Source organism: Chryseobacterium sp. KCF3-3 (assembly GCF_045865955.1).
Lineage (GTDB): Bacteria > Bacteroidota > Bacteroidia > Flavobacteriales > Weeksellaceae > Chryseobacterium.
Genome location: NZ_AP035792.1, coordinates 1,041,592 through 1,063,333 on the forward strand (window position 1 = coordinate 1,041,592; position 21,742 = coordinate 1,063,333).

24 protein-coding genes are annotated in these 21,742 nt (G+C 36.6%); 13 read left to right on the plus strand and 11 right to left on the minus strand.

What is annotated here, in order from left to right; genetic code table 11:
- The first annotated feature begins 133 nt into the window (after nt 1–133).
- Genes ACKTTZ_RS04625 through ACKTTZ_RS04640 form a run of 4 tightly spaced genes read left to right on the plus strand, consistent with a single transcriptional unit; the run spans nt 134 to nt 2,646 of the window.
- Nucleotides 134–985 carry an alpha/beta fold hydrolase gene (locus ACKTTZ_RS04625; protein WP_253317310.1) on the plus strand — a complete coding sequence of 284 codons (852 nt, stop codon included), beginning with the start codon at nt 134–136 and terminating at the stop codon, nt 983–985.
- Nucleotides 985–1,455 (plus strand): RNA polymerase sigma factor, encoded by a 471-nt coding sequence (locus tag ACKTTZ_RS04630; protein WP_034696183.1) that lies wholly within the window; start codon nt 985–987, stop codon nt 1,453–1,455. Before ACKTTZ_RS04625 ends, ACKTTZ_RS04630 begins: the two co-directional genes overlap by 1 nt.
- Nucleotides 1,445–2,038 carry a hypothetical protein gene (locus ACKTTZ_RS04635; protein WP_034696184.1) on the plus strand — a complete coding sequence of 198 codons (594 nt, stop codon included), beginning with the start codon at nt 1,445–1,447 and terminating at the stop codon, nt 2,036–2,038. Before ACKTTZ_RS04630 ends, ACKTTZ_RS04635 begins: the two co-directional genes overlap by 11 nt.
- A complete protein-coding gene (locus ACKTTZ_RS04640) occupies nt 2,035–2,646 on the plus strand; it encodes a class I SAM-dependent methyltransferase (RefSeq protein ID WP_034696185.1) in 612 nt (203 codons plus the stop codon). Before ACKTTZ_RS04635 ends, ACKTTZ_RS04640 begins: the two co-directional genes overlap by 4 nt.
- Before the next feature lie 84 nt (nt 2,647–2,730).
- Here the strand turns inward: ACKTTZ_RS04640 and ACKTTZ_RS04645 are convergent, their stop codons facing one another.
- The 5 genes from ACKTTZ_RS04645 to truA all read right to left on the minus strand — a co-directional run bounded on the left by ACKTTZ_RS04645 (nt 2,731) and on the right by truA (nt 7,234).
- Nucleotides 2,731–4,488 carry an ABC transporter ATP-binding protein gene (locus ACKTTZ_RS04645; protein ID WP_034696186.1) on the minus strand — a complete coding sequence of 586 codons (1,758 nt, stop codon included), beginning with the start codon at nt 4,486–4,488 and terminating at the stop codon, nt 2,731–2,733.
- Between the two features lie 131 nt (nt 4,489–4,619).
- Nucleotides 4,620–5,390: an alpha/beta hydrolase gene (locus ACKTTZ_RS04650; RefSeq protein WP_407847591.1), complete on the minus strand. Its 771-nt coding sequence runs from the start codon at nt 5,388–5,390 to the stop codon at nt 4,620–4,622.
- An 86-nt stretch (nt 5,391–5,476) separates the two neighbouring features.
- The gene (locus tag ACKTTZ_RS04655; RefSeq protein WP_407847592.1) at nt 5,477–6,064 is read right to left on the minus strand and encodes a Crp/Fnr family transcriptional regulator; all 588 of its coding nucleotides are present in this window, start codon (nt 6,062–6,064) and stop codon (nt 5,477–5,479) included.
- A gap of 68 nt (nt 6,065–6,132) precedes the next feature.
- On the minus strand, nt 6,133–6,474 hold the full coding sequence (locus ACKTTZ_RS04660; RefSeq protein ID WP_034696191.1) for a hypothetical protein: 342 nt from the start codon (nt 6,472–6,474) through the stop codon (nt 6,133–6,135).
- Between the two features lie 28 nt (nt 6,475–6,502).
- On the minus strand, nt 6,503–7,234 hold the full coding sequence (gene truA / locus ACKTTZ_RS04665; RefSeq protein WP_407847594.1) for a tRNA pseudouridine(38-40) synthase TruA: 732 nt from the start codon (nt 7,232–7,234) through the stop codon (nt 6,503–6,505).
- Between the two features lie 109 nt (nt 7,235–7,343).
- Here truA and lpxK point away from each other — a divergent pair, with 109 nt between their 5' ends.
- From lpxK to ACKTTZ_RS04695, 6 genes are all read left to right on the plus strand, one after another.
- Nucleotides 7,344–8,369 carry a tetraacyldisaccharide 4'-kinase gene (lpxK, locus tag ACKTTZ_RS04670; RefSeq protein ID WP_034696194.1) on the plus strand — a complete coding sequence of 342 codons (1,026 nt, stop codon included), beginning with the start codon at nt 7,344–7,346 and terminating at the stop codon, nt 8,367–8,369.
- Entirely contained in the window at nt 8,353–9,168 is an 816-nt protein-coding gene (locus ACKTTZ_RS04675) for a purine-nucleoside phosphorylase (protein WP_407847596.1), read from the plus strand. Before lpxK ends, ACKTTZ_RS04675 begins: the two co-directional genes overlap by 17 nt.
- Nucleotides 9,169–9,377: 209 nt before the next feature.
- Nucleotides 9,378–9,893, plus strand: a complete 516-nt coding sequence (locus ACKTTZ_RS04680) for a thioredoxin family protein (protein WP_034696196.1) — start codon at nt 9,378–9,380, stop codon at nt 9,891–9,893.
- 91 nt (nt 9,894–9,984) lie between these two features.
- Nucleotides 9,985–10,440 carry a GNAT family N-acetyltransferase gene (locus ACKTTZ_RS04685; RefSeq protein WP_034696197.1) on the plus strand — a complete coding sequence of 152 codons (456 nt, stop codon included), beginning with the start codon at nt 9,985–9,987 and terminating at the stop codon, nt 10,438–10,440.
- 176 nt (nt 10,441–10,616) lie between these two features.
- Complete coding sequence (gene dinB, locus ACKTTZ_RS04690) at nt 10,617–11,714, plus strand: DNA polymerase IV (RefSeq protein ID WP_034696198.1); 1,098 nt, start codon at nt 10,617–10,619, stop codon at nt 11,712–11,714.
- Between the two features lie 44 nt (nt 11,715–11,758).
- Complete coding sequence (locus ACKTTZ_RS04695; RefSeq protein WP_253317307.1) at nt 11,759–13,231, plus strand: alpha-amylase; 1,473 nt, start codon at nt 11,759–11,761, stop codon at nt 13,229–13,231.
- A 74-nt stretch (nt 13,232–13,305) separates the two neighbouring features.
- On the opposite strand, the gene ACKTTZ_RS04700 is transcribed toward ACKTTZ_RS04695, so the two are convergent.
- The 3 genes from ACKTTZ_RS04700 to ACKTTZ_RS04710 all read right to left on the minus strand — a co-directional run bounded on the left by ACKTTZ_RS04700 (nt 13,306) and on the right by ACKTTZ_RS04710 (nt 16,088).
- A complete protein-coding gene (locus ACKTTZ_RS04700; protein WP_156106453.1) occupies nt 13,306–13,473 on the minus strand; it encodes a hypothetical protein in 168 nt (55 codons plus the stop codon).
- 250 nt (nt 13,474–13,723) lie between these two features.
- Entirely contained in the window at nt 13,724–15,064 is a 1,341-nt protein-coding gene (locus ACKTTZ_RS04705; protein WP_407847600.1) for a carboxylesterase family protein, read from the minus strand.
- A 121-nt stretch (nt 15,065–15,185) separates the two neighbouring features.
- Nucleotides 15,186–16,088 carry a helix-turn-helix transcriptional regulator gene (locus ACKTTZ_RS04710; RefSeq protein WP_034696201.1) on the minus strand — a complete coding sequence of 301 codons (903 nt, stop codon included), beginning with the start codon at nt 16,086–16,088 and terminating at the stop codon, nt 15,186–15,188.
- A 131-nt stretch (nt 16,089–16,219) separates the two neighbouring features.
- On the opposite strand from ACKTTZ_RS04710, the gene ACKTTZ_RS04715 reads away from it, so the two are divergent.
- On the plus strand, nt 16,220–16,624 hold the full coding sequence (locus tag ACKTTZ_RS04715; protein ID WP_407847602.1) for a cupin domain-containing protein: 405 nt from the start codon (nt 16,220–16,222) through the stop codon (nt 16,622–16,624).
- A 23-nt stretch (nt 16,625–16,647) separates the two neighbouring features.
- Entirely contained in the window at nt 16,648–17,700 is a 1,053-nt protein-coding gene (locus tag ACKTTZ_RS04720) for an NAD(P)-dependent alcohol dehydrogenase (protein WP_034696203.1), read from the plus strand.
- 53 nt (nt 17,701–17,753) lie between these two features.
- Here the strand turns inward: ACKTTZ_RS04720 and ACKTTZ_RS04725 are convergent, their stop codons facing one another.
- Nucleotides 17,754–18,182, minus strand: coding sequence for a winged helix-turn-helix transcriptional regulator (locus ACKTTZ_RS04725; protein WP_407847604.1), 429 nt, complete (start codon nt 18,180–18,182; stop codon nt 17,754–17,756).
- Between the two features lie 82 nt (nt 18,183–18,264).
- On the opposite strand from ACKTTZ_RS04725, the gene ACKTTZ_RS04730 reads away from it, so the two are divergent.
- Nucleotides 18,265–19,143 (plus strand): NAD(P)H-binding protein, encoded by an 879-nt coding sequence (locus tag ACKTTZ_RS04730; RefSeq protein WP_407847606.1) that lies wholly within the window; start codon nt 18,265–18,267, stop codon nt 19,141–19,143.
- A gap of 275 nt (nt 19,144–19,418) precedes the next feature.
- Here the strand turns inward: ACKTTZ_RS04730 and ACKTTZ_RS04735 are convergent, their stop codons facing one another.
- Together ACKTTZ_RS04735 and ACKTTZ_RS04740 are read right to left on the minus strand one after the other, a co-directional pair.
- The gene (locus ACKTTZ_RS04735) at nt 19,419–20,702 is read right to left on the minus strand and encodes an ectonucleotide pyrophosphatase/phosphodiesterase (protein ID WP_407847608.1); all 1,284 of its coding nucleotides are present in this window, start codon (nt 20,700–20,702) and stop codon (nt 19,419–19,421) included.
- A 109-nt stretch (nt 20,703–20,811) separates the two neighbouring features.
- Nucleotides 20,812–21,657 (minus strand): GNAT family N-acetyltransferase, encoded by an 846-nt coding sequence (locus ACKTTZ_RS04740; protein WP_407847610.1) that lies wholly within the window; start codon nt 21,655–21,657, stop codon nt 20,812–20,814.
- Nucleotides 21,658–21,742 lie beyond the last annotated feature (85 nt).

Genomic DNA, 21,742 nt, shown 5'->3' on the forward strand with positions numbered 1-21,742 from the left:
ATATGATTTTACCCTAAACAAAAGGGTTTGGAAGGAGGAGAAATATTTTTTTTCAAAAAAAGATTAATTCTTGTGTAACATTTTTTAAAGGTTCGTCTCTAAAAGACAAATAAACTTTAAAACTTTAGAAATCATGAAAAAATTCACATTCCTTTTAATCATCATGTTATTTTTTTTAGCGGTATGCAATATATTTGGCCAACAAACAACTTATCCGTTTGAAGTGAAAAAAACCGGAAAAGGAAATCAATCTTTACTATTCATTCCGGGATTTGCCTCTTCAGGTGATGTTTGGAACGAAACCACTGCAAAGTTTGAAAAAGATTTCACCTGTTATACTTTAACGATGGCTGGATTTGCCGGAACAAAACCACAGACAGATGCCAGCTTTAAAGACTGGGAAAAAAGTATTGCGGCTTACATCAAAAATAATAAAATTGACAAACCTATTCTTATCGGACATAGTATGGGAGGCGGTCTTGCCCTGGCTATTGCAGCCGATTATCCCGAACTTGTAGGTAAAATTATTATTGTAGATACTCTGCCCTGCCTGGCAGCCTTATCTGATCCTAATTTTACTTCTAAAGAAAACAATGACTGTTCGGCTACCATTACTCAGTTAACAGCAATGAATGATGAACAGTTCCGAAAAATGCAGACTCAGGCTATGCCACGTCTCATAGCTGATACTTCGATGCAGGAAACCGTGATCAACTGGAGCATGAAATCTGACCGAAAAACATTTGCTAAAATGTACTGCGATTTTTATAATACAGATCTCAGAGAGAAAATAAAAAACATCCAATGCCCTTCCCTTATTCTTTTGGAATCCTTTTTTGTTAACCTTAAACCCACTATTGAAGGGCAGTACAAAAATTTAAAGAATGCCAATATGCAGTATGCTTCAAAAGGATTACACTTCATTATGTACGATGATAAGGATTGGTATTTTAGCCAGCTTAACAACTTTTTATCTGTGAAATAATGGTTTTTGAAGAGATATACGAACTCTACTGGCAAAGGATATTCCGTTTATGCATGGGATATGTGAATGATACTGATATTGCTCAGGATCTTGCTCAGGAAACATTTATCATAGTCTGGCAGCAGCTCCCGAAATTCAGGAATGAATCCAGCGTAGGAACATGGATTTTCAGAATAGCTTCTAACAACTGTCTCCGACAGATTGAAAAGGAAAAGAAATTTGCCAAAACAGATTTACCCATCAACCTGGAAGAAAAAAAACAGGAATCTATGGAACCTCAGATTCAAATGCTCTATCAGTTTATTTCAGAGTTGCCCGAAACAGACAGAATTATTATTTCATTGGAACTGGAAGAGATAAAACAGGCTGAAATAGCCCATATCGTAGGACTTTCAGAGTCTAATATCAGGGTAAAGATTCACAGGATAAAAGAAAAACTAACGCAAAAGTTTAAAGACAATGGATACTAATATCGATTTCAAAAATATATGGAAGCAGCAAACTTCCAACAAACCCAATCTGGAAGAACTTCTTGGAAAACTGAAAAAATTCAGAAACCAGAACCTGCGCAAACTGATTCTCGCCAATGTGGCTTTAATCACCACCTCTATATTAATTGCTTTTATCTGGTACATTTACCAGCCTCAGATGATCACTACAAAAATTGGAATTGTACTCGTTATTCTGGCTATGGTAATCTTTCTTCTGGCCTATAACAAAATGTTTATGGTATTTTATAAGATTGATCAGACCCAATCGAACAGTGAATATCTTCAAAGTTTATATGTGGTAAAAAACAAACAGAAATGGATGGAGACCACGATACTCAATCTGTATTTTATGATGCTCTTTCTGGGAATTTGTTTTTATATGTATGAATACACATCGAGAATGGCCATTGGTTTTGGTATTCTAACGTATGTTATAACATGTGCATGGATCGCTTTCAACTGGTTTTACTTAAGGCCCCGAACCATAAAGAAACAACAGGAAAAACTTAACGAATTAATTAATAAATTTGAGGAGATCAATAATCAATTAAAAGAATCATGATTTCTTCTGACAACAAAAACCACTGGGAAAATGTATATGAAACCAAAAATCCTGATCAGGTAAGCTGGACCCAGAAAAAACCACAGACCTCCCTTGACTTTATTCTTTCTTCAGGATTGGGAAAAGATGCCAGCATCATTGATATTGGTGGTGGAGACAGCAACCTTGTTGATTTTCTTCTTGAGGAAGGATATGAAAATATTACAGTGCTTGATATTTCTGCCAAATCTCTGGAAAAGGCGCAGGAAAGACTCGGAGATGCTGCCGGTAAAGTAAAATGGATTGTCACAGATATTACAGCCTTCTCTCCAACAGAAACCTATGACATCTGGCATGACAGAGCTGCTTTTCATTTTCTGACAACTCCGGAGCAGGTCTCAAAATACATCGATATTGCGGAGAAAAATGTAAACCATTTTATGATCATTGGAACTTTTTCGAAAAACGGCCCTACGAAATGCAGTGGATTGGATATTCAGCAGTATGACGAGGAATCATTATCAGAAAAATTTGAAAAAAACTTTAAAAAAGTACAGTGTATTACTGAAGATCACACCACTCCTTTTGAAACGGTTCAAAATTTTGTATTCTGCAGTTTTAAAAAGTAGTAATGAATTGTATGTAGTTAATTAAATATAAAAAAAGAGAGTCATTTCCGGCTCTCTTTTTTGTTTATTATCATTCCTTATGGGTTATGATTCTTTTTCTTCTTCCATTTCCACTTCATGGCGAAGCTGGGCTTTGTAAAGCGTGGCATAATATCCGTTTTTATCCAAAAGATCAAGGTGTTTTCCTTCTTCTACAATTTTACCATGCTCCATCACAATAATCTTATCAGCTTTTTCAATGGTAGAAAGTCTGTGGGCAATAATAATGGAAGTTCTGTTTTTGGTAATTTTTTCCGTAGCTCTCTGAATAAGCTTTTCACTTTCATGATCAATAGAAGAGGTAGCTTCATCCAGAATTAAAATTTTCGGATCTGATAAATAAGCTCTCAGGAAAGACAACAATTGTCTCTGCCCTAAAGAAATAGACGAACCTCTTTCGCTTACTACATAATCATATCCTCCAGGAAGCTGTTCAATAAACTGATCTACTTCAATTTCTCTGGCTCCTGCTTTTATCTTCTCCAACGTGATGCTGTCATCTCCAAAAGCAAGATTTTCAAAAATACTTCCGTGGAAAAGGAACACATCCTGTAATACCACTCCGATATGACTTCTGAGATTATAAAGCTCATAATCTTTTAAATCCACATCATCAATCAGAATATTTCCGGAGTTGATATCATATAATCTTGTAATCAAACTGATAATGGTAGATTTTCCGGCACCTGTTGCTCCTACAATCGCGACGGTTTCTCCCGGATTTACTTTGAAATCAATTCCTTTCAGTACTTCCTGCTTTTCATCATACGCAAAATGTACTTTCTGGAATTCAATTTTTCCGGCAAAATGATCTTTCTTCACCGTTCCGTTATTCGGCATTGAGTTTTCTTCATCCATCAATCCCAATACTCTTTCTGCTCCTACAATTCCTCGCTGGATATTGTTGAAACGGTCTGCAATCTGTCTCAAAGGACGGATCAGCATTGAAATATACTGGATAAAAGCAATCACCACTCCGGCACTGATCGTAATATATCCTCCATAGAAAAGGATAAAACCGATGAATAATGAAGAAATAAGTTCCACTACAGGAAAAAACAGTGAGAAAATAAATACAGTTCTCAGCAATGCTCCCTTCAGCGTAATATTGATATCATCAAATTTTTTGAACTCAGATTCCTGTCTGTTGAAGACCTGAATAATTGACATTCCTGCCAGTCTTTCCTGAACAAATGAGTTTTGATTGGCCGTCCAGTTTCTTTCATCTCCAAAAGCTTTTTTCAGTCTTTTCTGAAAGAATCTCGTAATCAATACCATTAAAGGTAAAATAGCCAGTGTAATATAACTCAGGTGAACATTGGTACTGAACATCATCACCAGTACAAACAGAATTCTCAGAATATCTCCGAATACCATCAGGAATCCGTCTGTATATACTGTAGCAATGGTTTCCACATCTCCTACAGCACGCGTCACCAACTGCCCGATAGGCGTTTTGTCAAAAAATGAAGTTTTGAAATAAATCAGTTTAGCATATAAACGCTCTCTGATATCCCTGATCACATTCTGCGAGATGAAATTTGAAAAATAAACCAGGAAAAAGTTTAATATAGTTTCTGCAAACACCAATCCCACAAGAATGTAGATGTGTTTCATCATCAAAGCCTTATCATGCAGCTTTGTAATATCATTATCCACTACCTGCATAGTAAGATATGGCCTGTAAGTAGAAACGATGGAAAGGAATATGGAAATGATAAGGGTAAGGATGAACCAAGAACGAAATTTCATTCCGATAAAGAACAGCCTTTTTATAATTCCCCAGGTATCTTGTTTTTTCATTGTACGAATCGAAAGAAAGAATTAAAATAAAATTCTATGCAAAAATAAGACATTATAACCGTACTGCCTTTACAACTTTTGCAAATCGTCATAGAAAATATAAGATACCTACCATTTACAATATGAATATATTAAGCATTCTTTTGTATCCAGCCCAGTACGTATTCCGCTACTTCTTCCCAGTTTTTTTCACCACAGATGAAATGACTTCTCCCTGCAAACTCTTTAAAATCAACAATGCTGCCAGGATCTTTATAAGCTCCTGCTATCTTCTTTGAAAATGCTGCCGGAAAAATATGATCATTAGAACCTGCAATAAACAGTAGTGGTTGATGGGGCTTTTTTAGATCTAGTTTTGCAGAAGCTTTAAACAAAGGATCTTTGGCCAGTTTTCTGCTTTCAGGAACAGCTACTGTTTCATACAGTTTATCACTTTCTTCTTTTGAATAATTATTAAAAAAGGCTTTGTGATACCATTCTTTTGTTCCAAGATACGGACTGTTTCCTTTGAAAAAGTTCACCACCGGCCAAACGATTTTAATGGTAGAAAAAGGAGCCATAACGTTCTTTGGAGGCGCTCCGTCAATACTTACTCCGGCTTCCGCTTTTCCCATATCAATAAGTTTCTGAACCATAAGTCCTCCAAAAGAATGCCCGATTACAATAGGTTTTTCAGGAAGACTGTCTATCAGCTTTACCAGATTGTTTACGGTATCATCAAATCCTACATGACGAAGTTCTCCCGGAATATTATTCTTTAAATGAACAGGATTTCCTTCATGTCCAGGATTGGAAGGTGTATGTACTGTATATCCCTGAGCTTCAAAATAGGTTTTCCATTCTTTCCAGCTTGTATTATTCACAAATAACCCATGAATTAATACGATCGTTTTTGTTTTCATAATTTTTACTTTTTTGTATTGTTAAATTGATGAAACAAATTTCCGCAGATAAAATGACGAAAACTTTAACTCAGGTTAAAATCGTACTATTTCCCTGAAATTCTTTTCCTTATCCTACTCAGAGAAGGTCCCTGAATGCCCAGATAAGAAGAAATATGATACAGCGGAACATTGCTGAAAATATCCGGATGTTCTTTCATAAGATCCAGATAGCGTTCTTCCGGAGACTTTAATAAAAACCCCTCTACCCTTGTCATGGTAATATTAAATGCTGCCTGTGCCATAAGCCGCCCGAATTTTTCCCATTGATGCGACTGCTGATAAAGCGAAAGTAAATCGGTATGCCGGATAAAAATAATGGAGGCATCCGTAAGAGCCTGTGTAAAATAATCACATGGAATCTGATTCAGAAAACTTTTAAAAGGAACAACAAAGCCATTGGCAGAATACAGAAAAACATTCTTCTCTTCTCCGGTATCTCCATTAATAACGTAAGAACGGAAAACACCCTCAACAATAAACCCCAAATAAGAACATACATTTCCCTGAAGATTATAAAAATCTCCTTTTTTATATTCCTTAGGAAGCCAAAATTGTTCAGACAATCTGAAATCTTCTTCTGAAAGTCCGGCAAAATGATGTAATGCGAAGGCTAGTTTTTCAATTTCAGTCATGGTTATTTTTTAGTATCCCTTACATTATTTAAAAATAATCTTAATTTCTGATACTAAAAAGAGAAATGTTACTGATCAATAGTCTTCCCTATTTCTTCAATTTCGATGGTTTTTGCCGGTCTTTCTTTTATAAACTTGTTTTCAAGGAGTTTATAAACACCCCAAACGGCAACAATAGAGATGAGCCAACCTACCATATTCACTCCGGAAAAACCTGTGTAATTTACATTATCTACGGACTCAGGATCTGTCATTCCCAAATACACACCGTAACTCATACCTAAGACTAATTGAGTTCCCAGATAAATTCCGATAGCCAAAAGACCGTAATGCCACTTTGTTTTCCCAAACCTTTCTGCTAATTGTGCATAATATCGGTAGGCACCGATAAGAATAAAAATTGATAACATGATTATTATTTTTGTTTTTAGTTTTTATTTAAAATTCGTACCCCACATCTACCAGATACAACCCGTGTCCCGGTGCTGAAGTACCTGCTGCGTTGCGGTTTTTATCTTCAATCACTTTACGAAGATCTTCAGGTTTCAGTTTTCCTGTTCCTATTTCCACCATTGTTCCTACAATAGCACGAACCATATTTCTGAGAAAACGATTGGCAGAAACGGTAAATTTCAGTTCTGTTCCGTTCTGTTCCCATTCTGCTTTGTAGATTTTGCAGATATTCGTTTTGTTGTCTGTTTTTAATTTAGCAAAACTTGTGAAATCTTCATATTCAAAGAGAATTTTACAGGCCTCATTCATGGCCTCTATATCCAGGGATCTTTTCCAGTGCTGCCATGCAGATTCCTGAGTGAAGGGATTTTTTTCCAGAGAGATATAATATTCGTAAGTTCTGTACGTCGCATCAAAACGGGCATGAAAATCATCTTTTACGGGAAATATCCTTTTAATAGAAATATCAGGGGGCAGAAAACTGTTCAGTCTTCGCACAAGCTGATCATCCAATTCCTTTTCCGTATCAAAATGGGCAAATATTTTTTTGGCATGAACTCCTGTATCTGTTCTTCCCGCACCTGTAGTTTTTATCTCTTCGCGCAAAATGGTAGACAGCGCCTTTTCCAGTTCTTCCTGTACAGAAATAGCATCCGGCTGTATCTGGTAGCCGAAATAATTCTTTCCGTTGTAAGAAAATTCAATAAAGTATCTCAATGTATTGTAATAACTCCACAAAAATACTTTAATTTAACGAAATATTTGTTGAAAAGTCTTTGAGAATATTACTCCAAATGCTTATGAAAATTCCTATTTTTGCAATCGTATGAAAAGATGGTACCTTTATCCTTTTTCCCTCGGTTATCATTTGGTAACGGGTATCCGGAACACAATGTATGATCTGGGAGTTTTTAAGTCGACAAAATTCAAGACACCGATAATCAATGTCGGAAACCTTTCTGTGGGCGGAAGCGGGAAGTCACCCATGGTGATGTATCTTGCCCAGTTCTTATCCAAACATTACAGAACCGGAGTGCTTTCACGTGGCTACGGAAGGCTTACCAAAGGCTATGAAGTAACAAATTACGAAAGCAACTACAAAATGGTGGGAGACGAAGCGATGCAGCTTTTTGAACGTTTTAAAAACCGTTTCGTAATTGCCGTTTCAGAAGAACGTGTTCCTGGTGCCAAAAAAGTGATTGATGATATGGATCTTGAAGTTCTGGTACTGGATGATGCTATGCAGCACAGAGCCATCAAAGCCGGATTCAATATTCTGATGACTGATTTTAATGATCCGTTTTTCAAGGATTACCTTCTTCCTGCCGGAGACCTGAGAGAATCAAGAGCAGGATATAAAAGAGCCAATATCATCATGGTCAGCAAATGTCCTGATGAACTTACTGAGGAAACCAAAAGATATTATATCTCAAGAATAAGACCTTCTTACGGACAGAAAGTATTCTTTTCATCCATTGGCTATGACGAAAATGTGTACGGAAAAGATAAAATGCTTCCGGATAACAACCTGAATTATTATGATATTTTACTGATCACCGGAATTGCGAATCCTAAACCGCTTCTGGAACATCTGGCAAAATTCTCAAAAAGGGTGAAACATTTAAAATTCAGAGATCATCATAATTTCACGGATGATGATATTAAAAAAATCCTTGCCGAATACAAAAAATTAGGAGAATATAAACTGATATTAACCACAGAGAAAGACTACGTACGTCTGAAAACTTTTGACTATCTTAGAGAAATTGTTTACTACTGGCCTATCAATGTACTTATTGATAAGAAAGAGGAATTCAATCAAATCATCTTAGATTATGTTAGAAAAAATTAAAGAGACTGCAGATTTTATTAAAAATATTATTCAGGAAACCCCTGATTTTGCAGTTGTTTTAGGATCCGGACTTGGGAAATTACAAAATGAAGTAGAACCGATCCATGTTTTAGAGTACAAAGACATTCCTCATTTTCCACAGACTACAGTGGCCGGACACACCGGAAAACTGATTTACGGAATCCTGGAAGGGAAAAAAGTACTGATGATGAGCGGACGTTTCCATTATTATGAAGGACATTCTATGGAAACCGTGACTTTTCCGATAAGAGTTTTTCATGCACTGGGAATTCAAAATCTTATTCTTTCCAATGCCTGCGGTGGCGTAAACCCAGCTTACAGCGTTGCAGATATTGTCATCCTGAAAGATCATATCAACATGATGCCTGAGCATCCTTTACGCGGAAAAAATATTGATGAGCTCGGACCACGTTTTGTGGATATGAGCGAGCCTTACAACAAAAAAATGATTGCTACTGCAAAACAGGCTGCTGCAGATCAACACATCAAAATTCATCAGGGAGTTTATGTTGCCCTTCAGGGACCAACTTTTGAAACACCGGCCGAATATGGTATGATCAAAGCTATCGGTGGTGATATGGTAGGAATGAGTACCGTTCCGGAAGTCATTGTTGCCAGACATATGGGAATGGATGTTTTCTGTATTTCCGTTATTACGGATCTTGGCGGGCCGGATGTCGCTTTTGCCGTTTCTCACGAAGAAGTTTTAAACGCTGCCAACAAAGCAATGCCCAACGTAATTGCCGTTGTCAAAGGTTTGATTAAAAATTACCAGTAAATATAACCCTATATTACAACTGAAGACGTAACATTCCCCTCCTCTGGAGAGGTGGCAAAAATTTAAAGAATTTTTGACGGGGTGGTTTACCCGTTCCCACTCTCCTTCCTAATAGAATCCATCAATATTATAAATTTTTACTAATTCCAAAGAAATCAATCTCAGATTGCCATTCATTGTTTAGATTTGTACCCATGAAATTGTACGAGATGAGAAAGTTGATATTACTATTGATGATGGGTATTTTTGGGATAAGCTATTCACAAAAAGTCCCAACGGTCCTGAAAACAGGATTTTCAAAAGAAGCTTTACAACAGAAACTGGAAGATGAAGATGGGAAAACCATTACCATCCAGCAAATTCTGAATCAGCATAAAGGAAAAGTTTTAGTAATTGATTTCTGGGCGGGCTGGTGTAGAGATTGCTTAAATGCGCTTCCAAAAGCTAAGGAATTAGAAGAAAATAACAAGAATATTGATTTTGTATTTCTATCATTAGACCGTTCAAAAGAAGGGTTTGAAAAAAGTCTTGAAAGATTTGATATGAAACACAAAGAAAACTATTGGTTTTCTACAGGTTGGAAAAATGATTTTAATAACTATATAGATCTTAACTGGATTCCAAGATATATGGTAATTGACCAGAAATCTTCTATTGCAAAATATTACGCAATATCTCCCGAAGATCCTGAACTTCAGCAAACCATAGACAAGCTTTTAAAATAACTGTCATTTATTTTAATCCGAAAAAATATACAAAACTCATTGGAATCATTAACTTTTTCAATGAGTTTTAAAATTTCAGATAGATATCACCATGATCACAAGAGAAGCCACAGAACAGGATTTAGCAATCCTTTTAGAATTTGAACAGGGAGTTGTTACTGCCGAAAGACCGTTCAACAGTACCCTGATTGAAGGAGAGATTCATTATTATGATTTAAAACATCTGATACAATCTCCGGAAGCTACCGTAATTGTTGCCGAAGAGAATAATGAAATCATTGCATCAGGATATGCTTTGATTAAGAAAGCAGCAAAAGATTATTATCAGTTTAAAGAATATGCCTATCTCGGTTTTATGTATGTAAAGCCTGAACACAGAGGAAAGGGAATCAATAAAGTGATTACTGATGAACTTATTTCCTGGTCAAAATCAAGAGGAATTAGCGAGGTAAGACTTGATGTCTACGCACAAAATGAATCTGCCATAAAAGCGTATGAAAAAGCAGGTTTTGAACCTCATCTTCTCACCATGAGACTGAAGGCGTAAAATGCAGGAAGCGGGAAGATTGAAGCTGGAAGTAGTTTATGTACCAAGAATAGCCTGTGAGTTTTTTTAATTAATTTTCAATAAACAGGTCATCAATTTCCATATAGCCCTCATTAACTTCAAACTTCCATCATATAAAAAATTTACCGTCAATAAAGGAATCCATATCTTTGCATATGGATTTTTCTTTGCCTCTTCGTAAAATTATTCATGTGGACATGGATGCATTCTATGCTTCTGTGGAGCAGCATGATAATCCTACGTTGAAGGGCAAGCCAATAGCCGTAGGCGGGCAGCATCGTGGTGTAGTGGCAGCCGCAAGCTATGAAGCCAGAAAATTTGGTGTCCGTTCTGCAATGCCCAGTAAAACAGCCAAAGAAAAATGTCCCCATCTTATTTTTGTTCCTCCCCGATTTGCCCGATACAAAGAGATCTCCAAAAAGATCCGGGAAATTTTCTATGAATATACGGATCTGGTAGAACCTCTGTCTCTGGATGAAGCTTATCTGGATGTCACCGAAAATAAAAAGGGAATGGAATCTGCCAACCTCATCGCCAAAGAAATCCGTCAGAAAATTTTTGAACAAACAGGATTAACAGCTTCAGCAGGTATTTCCGTCAACAAATTTTTAGCTAAAGTAGCTTCCGATATTAATAAACCGAACGGCCAGAAAACCATCCATCCTGATAAAATGGAGCATTTTCTGGAAGAATTGCCTGTGGAGAAATTTTATGGTGTAGGAAAAGTGACGGCTAACAAAATGTTTAGTTTAGGAATTTATAAAGGAAAAGATTTAAAGAAAAGATCGCTTGAAGATCTGATCAAACTTTTCGGAAAGTCTGGCAATCATTATTATAATGTGGTACGCGGAATTCATACTTCTGAAGTAAAACCTCATCGGATTCAGAAAAGTGTGGCCGTGGAAAGAACTTTTTTTGAAGATCTTTTAGATGAACAGCAAATCAATGAAAAGCTGGAAAGCCTTGCAGAGGAAATTCATCAAAGGCTACAGAAACATAATATTCTTGGTAGAACTTTAACGTTAAAAATAAAATACAAAGACTTTTCTCTTTTCACAAGAAGCATCACTAGGGAAAATTATTTTTCGTCGCCCGAACAGTATTATAACACCGGAAAAAAACTTTGGGAACTTCGTCCTTTTGATAAAGCTGTCCGCCTGCTCGGATTGTCTCTCTCCCACCTTAATACGGAAGAAAAAAAGCAGGTTTCCGTTCAACTAAAAATCCCGTTTGAGGAATTCGAAAATGAATAGGTGATATTTTTTTGCTAACTTGTATCTACCAAATCAGCAAATCTATGAACCCAACCATGATCCAGTTTTTCCACTGGTATTCTGAAGGAGACGGAAAATTGTGGAAAGAAGCCGAAAAGCAGGCCAGATATTTAGCAAAACTTGGAATTACTTCTGTATGGTTTCCTCCTGCCTACAAAGGGACAAATGGTGGTTATTCTATTGGCTATGATGCCTACGACCTCTATGATCTTGGAGAATTTGATCAAAAAGGAACCATTCCTACCAGATACGGTACAAAAAACGACTATACAAAAGCCATTAAAGCCTTAAAGAAACAAAATATACAGATCATTGTAGATATCGTTCTTGGACATAAAGCCGGAGGTGATGAACTGGAAAAATTCAAAGTGGTAAAAGTAGATGAGGAAAACAGGGAAAAAGTGATTTCCGATGTTATCGAAATAGAATCTTACACGAAATTCACCTTTCCCGGCAGAGGAAAAAAATATTCAGATTTTGAATGGAATTTCACCTGTTTCAGCGGTGTAGATTATGCTGAAGGAATGGATTCTCACATTTATAAAATACAGTCAGAATACGGAAATGACTGGGAGGAAATGATTGATGATGAAAAGGGAAATTATGATTACCTGATGTATAATGATATTGAGCACCGGAATCCTTTTGTTCGGGAAGAGCTCAATACCTGGGCAAAATGGTATTTTGATCAGACCGATTTTGATGGGGTAAGACTGGATGCTTTAAAACATATTTCTTTTGATTTTTACAAAGAATGGCTTACGCTGCTTCGTTCCAATTCCGGAAAAAATATTTTCGCAGTAGGAGAATACTGGGCTCCGGGATATCTTCATCTGCTCCAAAAGTATATAGAAGTAACAGATGGCTGCATGAGTCTTTTCGACAGTTCGTTACAGAATAATTTTCATACAGCTTCCAGAGAAGGTGATTCTTATGATCTCAGAAGAATTTTTGATGAAACCCTTACTCAGGCAGATCCTATGCATTCTGTAAGCTTGGTAGCCAATCATGATACGCAGCCTTTGCAGGATCTTGAAGCTCCCGTAGAGCCTTGGTTCAAACCTATTGCTTATGCTCTTATTCTATTGAGAAAAGACGGATATCCTTGTGTATTTTACCCCGATCTTTATGGAGCTCATTATGTGGATAAAGACAGAGAGGGTAATGATCAGGAAATATTTATGCCTAAAATAGACGGCATTGAAGAGTTATTAAAAGCGAGGAAAGATCATGCTTATGGTGATCAGCATGATTATTTTGAGGATGCCAATTGTCTCGGCTGGGTACGTACGGGAGATGATGAACATACAGGATGTGCCGTAGTTCTGAGCAATAAAGATTCTTACAACAAACCTATGGAAATGGGAGCGTTGTATGCCGGAAAAAAATTCAAAGATCTGCTGAAAAGATTCAAAGAAAAAGTAACGATTGATGAAAACGGATGGGGAGATTTCCCTGTTCCGGCGGGAAATGTAAGCGTTTGGATTCCTGAGTGATATCAATTTACCAGAAACCCTTGTCAAGGTTTAAAACCTTGACAAGGGTCATCATTTTATCAGCAAGTTTTAATTTAGCAATAAATATATCTACAATTCCAAACATCGATAGCCCATTCACAACATTGACCATCTTCTGTGGAAGTACAGCATACTTTACCCCAATTTAAATCTCCTGCTTTTAAACTTTTTAATTCCTGACGGTTCAGTTTTTTTACTTTGATTTCTTTGTGCGTTTTCATAATTGTTATTTTTTATGGTTTAGTTATTAAATATACATTAAAAATCATAATTATGAATAAATATTCAGTATCAATTACTAGATTTAGTATATATAATTTTCATTATTAAAGATAAATATTGAGAATATGATGAACCACCCCGTCAAAAATTCTTTGAATTTTTGCCACCCCTCCAAAGGATGGGAATGTTTACGTCTTCAGTTGGGATATTTGTTAAGATTAGAAATTTGATAGATAGATATGGATGGAGCTACATTTTTCGGAGTTCCAGAATTTCCGGTCTTTCAGAGGTGTCGGATATTTTTCCGGTGCGGGCAAATTCAGCCCAGAGGAATCTCAGCTTTTTACCATTCTCATGAATACGGCTCCAGGGAATATCTTTCAACAATTCGGAAGACTTCCAGGCTGATTCATTCCCGAAAATTAAAGGAAGGTCAATACAATGCGGTGCACCAATATGATTATCTTTCAATTTTGAATGAATTCTGAAGAGATAGACATTTCCTCCTGCATCCGCCAGATTCTGAGCAAACTGCCTGGCTGGATTTCCGTAGATCAATGCTGTGGTTTTTTCCACCGTTTTATCCATAATTTTTAAACCGAATCCTTTTCCGAAATATTTATTTAAAGCTTCTGAGGTTTTAAGATAAAATGCCGTTTCATCATTATTTAAACCAATCAGGACATCGTATTTCTGAGCATTTTTTTTCCACATATCTACAGACTCTTCTTCTTTACACAAAGGGAAATGTCCGTACTGAGTTCCAAAAGGCATTGCTGCTTTCAAACCGTATCTTATCACAGAGGGTACAAATTTTCCGTATCCATCCATCATTTTTAAAACATCTGGATCATCTTTCAAAAATTCTGTTTTTTTCAGAAATTCTGCCGACATCTTCTGTCTTTTATGACGTAATCCTAAGGGAGCACTCTGGATAATTACACGCTGGAATAAATCCTCCACTCCTTCCGAGATCATTAAATGAGCAATAGCATCCCCTCCTGAAGACTGCCCGAGAAGGGTAATATTATTTTCATCACCTCCCAGATCTGCAATATTGTTTTTAATCCACTTTAAAGCTTCAATGATATCCAGTAAACCAAGATTAGCAGGTCTTTTTTCATCGCCACCTAAAAAACCAAATAATCCTAACCGATATGAAACAGTAACTACAATAATATGTTGCTCCCTCACCCATTCTCCTGGATTGGCAGTGGCAAGATCTCCACAGCCTATTTCATGAGAACCTCCGTGAATCCAGACTACAACAGCAAGTTTTTCATTTTCAGAAATGACTTCCGGGCGGGTTATGGAAAGGTATTGGGTAGATTCATCAGGCTCGAAACTTTCAACAGGTGTCGTTCCAATCATTTTTTCTACAAGCGGACTTAAAGTCTGCGGACAGACCGGAGTTTTTTCCGGAGAAATAATTATGGAAGATAAGGAAGCTTCTGCAGCAACTGGTTTTTTAAATCTTTCAGAATGGGCATAGCGGATACTTCTGGCTCTGATAATTCCATTTTCTTTTAATGCTAAGATTTTTCCGAAACGGGTTTCGAAAATAGTGGTATTCTGCTGATTGGGTGTCATCTTTAAAACTGTGAAAACTTTTCTCTTTAAATTTAATTATTTAAACACAAATCTCACCAATATTCACTCATTATCATAGTGTCATTTGTGATAAAAATTAGTGCTATTCGTGTTGAAAAAACTAGTTCAGGATTTTATATTCACTCGGAGAGATCCCCACTTTAGTTTTGAACAACCTCGTAAAATGCTGTGGATATTTAAAGCCCAGATCATAGGATATTTCACTGATTGTTTTTGCCTGATCCAGAATCTGTTCTTTGGCTATATCGATAAGCTTATTGTGGATAAATTCCTGTGCGGAAATTCCCAGTTCTTTTTTAATCAGATCTCCGAAATAATTGGCAGACAGATTCAATTTTTCTGCGAAGTAGTTCACCATAGGGAAACCTATATTTTTTGGATTTTCAGATTTTAAATAATCATCTACCAGATTTTCAAATTTCCCGATGACTCCCTGATTGATATGATCTCTTGTAATAAACTGACGGTCATAGAAACGCATACAGTAATTCAGAAAAAGCTCAATATTATTAACAATTAAAGATTTACTGTGTTTATCAATGGCCTGCCCCAGCTCCAGTTTAATATTCTTAAAGCAATCCAGCACCACCTCCCTTTCTTTTTCTGAGAGATGAAGAGCTTCATGTACATCATACGAGAAAAATGAATAGTCTTTGATATTCTTCCCTAGGTTGGTTCCTTTTATTAAATCCGGATGAAAAATCAGAGCAAAACCTGCGGGCTGAACAAATCTGTCTTTATTATAAATTCCATAGGTCTGACCGGGAGCAATAAAAACCAATGTTCCTTCCTGATAATCGTAGCTGTGTTTTCCATACTGCATGTCTCCACACATGACGTCTTTCAGAAAAACGGTATAAAACCCAAATTTTCTTCTATACTGGCAAATAGGATCAGACTTGGAAAAATCAATGATACTTACCAGCGGATGCAGGGTTTCATGATTCGCCATTTTATTATATTCTGTTACCGTATTATAGATTTCAACCTCCTGATTTTCCATGAAGTATATTTTTATTACTATTCAAAATTACCACTTTCATTTGTAACTAAAATGATGTCGGTAAAATTGGTAAGTAATTCGGTAATCTGTATAAGTTTTGTTTAAGTGAAAGTTTCGACTTTTGTACCGTTATGGAAACTTTTAATACCAACATTTTTCCGAAAGGGGAAAAGGCTCCTTCAGATTATTTCTCTGGAGGAATAGCATGGGTTCATATTCTGAAACCCAATGAAGACAACCTGAACTGCCAGATCGGGAATGTGATTTTCGAACCTGGATGCAGAAATAACTGGCATTCACACGGAGGTGGACAGATTTTAATCGTAACTGCAGGAAAAGGATATTATCAGGAAAAAGGAAAACCTGTACAGATTTTAAACCCTGGAGATATTGTTAATATTCCTCCTGATGTTATCCATTGGCATGGAGCCGCTCCTGATAATGATTTAACCCATATTGCCATTAACACTAATACTCAAAACGGGATTATAGAATGGATGGAGCCTGTCACGGATGAAGAATATAATAATATATAACCCTAAATAAACTAAATATAAAAATGAGTACAATCACAGTAAAAGCTTATGGTGCAGAGTCTACCACGGCAGATCTGAAAGAAATGAATATTGAGAGAAGAGAGGTAACCGCAAAAGATGTAGAGATTGAAATTCTATATTGTGGAGTTTGCCACTCTGATCTTCATACCGCAAGAAACGACTGGGGCGGATCTTTGTATCCTGTAGTTCCGGGACATGAAATTGTAGGAAGAATTACAAAAGTGGGAAGTGAAGTTTCCAAATTTAAAGTTGGAGATCTTGCAGGTGTAGGATGTATTGTAGATTCTTGTGGACACTGCGACAGCTGTCAGCATGATCTTGAACAATATTGCCTGAATGGCTTCACCGGAACATACAACGGAAAGGATAAACATTTGGGAGGTCATACTTTTGGAGGATATTCTCAAAAAGTAGTAGTGGATTCTCACCACGTTTTAAAAGTACCTGAAAACCTTGATCTGGCCGCAGTAGCTCCACTTCTTTGTGCAGGTATTACTACATGGTCACCTTTAAAACACTGGAATGTAGGCCCCGGTTCTAAAGTAGCTGTTGTAGGCTTGGGAGGTCTTGGTCACATGGCAATTAAACTGGCAAAAGGACTGGGAGCTGAAGTTACCTTATTCTCCAGAACTCCGGGGAAAACTGAAGATGCAAAACAATTGGGTGCTGATCATGTAGTGATTTCTACGGATGAATCACAAATGGATTCTGTAAAAGGAAAATTCGATGTGATTATTGATACAGTTCCTTATGTACATGACGTTAATCCGTATGTGGCTACTTTAAATATCAATGGAACTCATGTTCTAGTAGGATATCTTGGAGGTTTAGAACCTATACTGAATACAGTTCCTATGATTATGGGAAGAAAATCAGTGGCGGGTTCAGTAATCGGTGGTATTGCGGAAACTCAGGAATTACTGGATTTCTGTGGAGAGCACAATATTGTTTCGGAAATTGAAATGATCAACATGCAGGACATCAACGAAGCGTATGAAAGAATGCTGAAAAGCGATGTAAGATACCGTTTCGTTATTGATATGCAGTCTTTATAATTCTTTGATAGAATATTAACAGAAACAGGCTCTTCGGATTGAAGAGCCTGTTTTTATTTTTTCAGGTTTTGGCTAAAAGCATTCTGATCCTGATTCAGAATATATTTATTTCCTTCAGCACATTTGATATCATTTCTTTCCATATCCTGAAAAGCCCATGCAGCCATCGCATCAATCACAGGAGCCAGTTCATTCCCTGCTTCGCTCAGCTTATAGGTAACATGTGGAGGTATCACAGGTTTTGCTGTTCGGATAATGAGTCCGTCTGTTTCAAGCTGTTTCAAATGCTGGATAAGCATTTTTTCCGTTACGGCAGGAATTGCTTTTTTCAATTCACTGTATCTTTTTTCTCCTGTGGAAAGATTAAACAGGATAATCGGTTTCCAGAATCCTCCAATTCTTTCCATAACGTACATTACAGGACAATCCTGCACGTTTTTTTTATTCTCCTGAATAGTTGAACTTTCTTTGATAGCTGTCATATCTACATACTTTAGGGTAAGTACTTGTATAAAAGTAAGTACAAATATAACTTTGTTCCCAGAAATAAAAAAATATTTACATATGAAAATTATAATCACAGGATCACTAGGAAATGTAGCTAAACCATTAGCACAACAGTTAATTGCCGAAGGACATCATATTACTGTAATAAGCAGCAGCGATGCCAGAAAACAGGATATTGAATCTCTGGGCGCAACGCCAGCTATAGGGTCTATTACAGACGTTCAGTTCTTAACCCAAACATTCGAAGGAGCGGATGCTGTTTTTGTAATGACTCCTCCAGCAATCAGCCCGGATAAAATTGTGGAAAACACAACCAATGCCGGAAAAAATTATGCTGAAGCTTTAAAAAATGCCAATGTAAAAAGAGCTGTCATGTTAAGCAGCGTTGGTGCTGAATCTCCTGTAGAAAATGGCCCGATTGCAGGGCTTCACAATATTGAAAAAATATATAATGAAGTAGAGAACACTTCTTTTACTTTTTTAAGAGCCGGATATTTTTATAACAATTTTTTCAATGATATTCCTTTAATTCAAAATGCTGGAATCATTGGAGGAAATTATCCTGCAGATATTGAAGTACCCATTGTACACCCTAATGATATTGCCAAAGCAGCTGCTGAAGAACTGGTAAAAGATGAAAATACCAACACTATCAGATATATTGTAAGTGACGTAAGAAAAGCTTCTGACTTTGCTAAAGTTCTGGGAACTTCTGTTGATAAACCTGAGCTTCCATGGGTAGAATTCTCTGATGAAGATTCTTTAAACGGAATGCTTCAGGCAGGATTACCTGAAGATATGGCTAAGTTGTATGTTGAAATGGGAAGAGGAATAAGAACTGGTGTTGTACAGAAGGATTTTATTGATCATGGTTCTCCGGTTACAGGAAGTGTTAAATTAGAAGATTTTGCAAAGGAGTTTTCTCCTAGATTTTAATTTCTTTTGTCTTGAAACAAAAGAAACAAAAGTTCAAGACTGGAATTAAAATGCTAAAAATAATTTTTGTTCTCTAAAAATTCTAAACTTGCGCGGATTCACTATTAATTTAGTATCGAATTTAATTCCCGCGCTTCAAACAGTAGAATTTTCTTAACGTTCACAAAACTTATTTTTTTAACGCTTTTAATTCCTAAGTCAATTTATAAAACGAGTTTCGGCGCACCTTTGGTGCGCCGAAACTACTTTATCTAATTATTTTTTTAATCTTCAGATTATTTTTTCTCTTTCAACGTTTCTTTTAAAACTTTCAGTTTTCCATCAATTGGCTGATCTATTTTTAATCCTAAAACCTCAGCAACCAAAGGATAAACATTGATGTTGGCAAATTCGCTGATCACCAGATTGTTTTTAAACTCAGGTCCCCAGGCAAAGAAAGTGGCTTTCATTTCCGATACCACTTTAGGATTGTAACCATGTTTCCCCACTGATGATTTCTTACCTTTCTCCAGGAAAATCTTTGGTGCTTTCGGGATCAGAAGAATCTGTCCTATTCTGTTATACTGGTCATCTCTTGTGGCGAAATGCAGATATTTAGGCAGTTTTTTGTCAAGATAAACTTCATAGTCATCTGTTTTCTTGGCTTTCAGTTCTTTGTAAACTGCTTTTACCTCATCAGGATTTTTAACGTAAACTCTCAGCAAGGTTTGGGAATTGTAAAAATCAAATCTGTTTTTATCAAAAAGAACAGCAGGAATTTCCAACGGTGTACCTCCGTCTACTTTAATCATTCCGTGATCGGAAACAAAAACAAAGTTGACATTTTTTAACCCTAAATCATTTACTTTCTGAGCAAGATCGCCAATGGCCTGGTCTATCAGATGAACAGCATTTTCCGTTTCTTTGGTATCCGGACCATAATGATGCCCGCTTCCATCTACTTCCGGGAAATACAATGAAATAAAATGAGGTCTTTTATCTTCCGGTAATTTCAGCCAGTTAACTACTTTTTCTACTTTTTCTGAAGGGGTAAATTTTTCGTGATAAGGATAATAATAAGTAGGTCGCACTCCTCCTGCATCGCTGGCAGATCCTACCCACATTAAAGAGGCTGATACCATTCCCTGTTTTTCAGCAAGTCCCCAAAGCGGAGTTCCCCCGTACCAGCTTCCATCCTCAGCATTTTTCTTGCTGCTCATTGCATAGCCTTCTTTTCTCTTGTAATCGTAGAAAAAGTTATCAATCAAACCATGATGGGAAGGATAAAGTCCGGTAATTAAGCTCCAGTGGTTTGGGAAAGTAATACTTGGGTAACTTGGAATCATTGCTTCAGCCTTTACTCCATCATTAGCTAGTTTCAAAAGGTTTTCAGCATTGTATTTCTGAGCATAATCATAACGGAAACCATCCGTTGATATCATGATCACATAAGGTTTTGACTGTGCTTCCGTGCTGTTTTGCCTTCCCGGGATAACTACCTGGGCAGTATCAATATTTGCCTGCTGTGCAAAAGCCGTAAAGGAAATTAGCAGCAGTAAAAAATGGATTCCTCGCTTCATTATTTTAAAATTTTCTGCAAAGTTACATCCTATACTTCTGCCTGAAAAGTTTAGGAGATTAAAAGTATATTAAAACCTCTTATTTTGTTTGAGTCAAAATTAATCGCTGTTAAATAGGTCTTTTCATTTCAAACTGTGAAAGCCAGTTGTTCAGCCCTACTCTTTTGCTAAGAAACATAGCGGTATTTTCTGAGGAATCATCCACATTGTTCAAGGCTACAGCCTGTCCGTTATTTTTTTCTCTAATCGCATTAAACAGCTTTGTACCTATTCCCTGATTTCTGTAATTCTTATCTACAGCAAACTGATATATTTTTCTTGAAGCAGGACCGTAAACAATATATCCGACCAGATTTTCATCTTTATAAGCACCTAAAGTCTCATAGTTTTCCGGCATGGGTTCCAATACGAAAACAGATCCTTGCCATGAAGGTTCAATATCCCAGAATGAGCATAATACATTCCATTGAAAGTCTTTCAAATCTCGTATGGATACTTCAATATTCCCTTTTTCCTGTTTAATATTTCCATTAAAGCAAAGCAGTCTTCTGACAATTGTAAATCCTAAATTTTCATAAGCTCTGATAGCAGACTGATTTCCTTCAATCACTTCAAGCAATAATGTATTGGCATTTCTTTCTTTTAAAACATGAATGATAAAATCGTACATTTTTCTTACCAGGCCTTTACCTCTGCTTTCCGGAACGACTCCTGTTCCGCCATTGTAAATAATTTTCTCACCATTCTCAATTTTTTCAGACTGAAGAATAAAGCCTACCAGTTTTCCATCTTCAAATGCTCCGGCAGACAAATTCATATCTAATTTTTCTGCAGCAATTTTTGAAACAAGTACTTCTTTCGTTAAGTGAAAAGGAACAACATAATCAGAAAATGAATGATTGAACACGGATAAAAGTTCATCTATTGTGATATTAGCTAACGTTTTAAATTCCATTGGTCGTAAAAAATTGTAAAGTCAGGAAACTTCCTTTTGTTAAGAATCAGGATCTACACAAATATATGAATTTTAAAGCAAACTC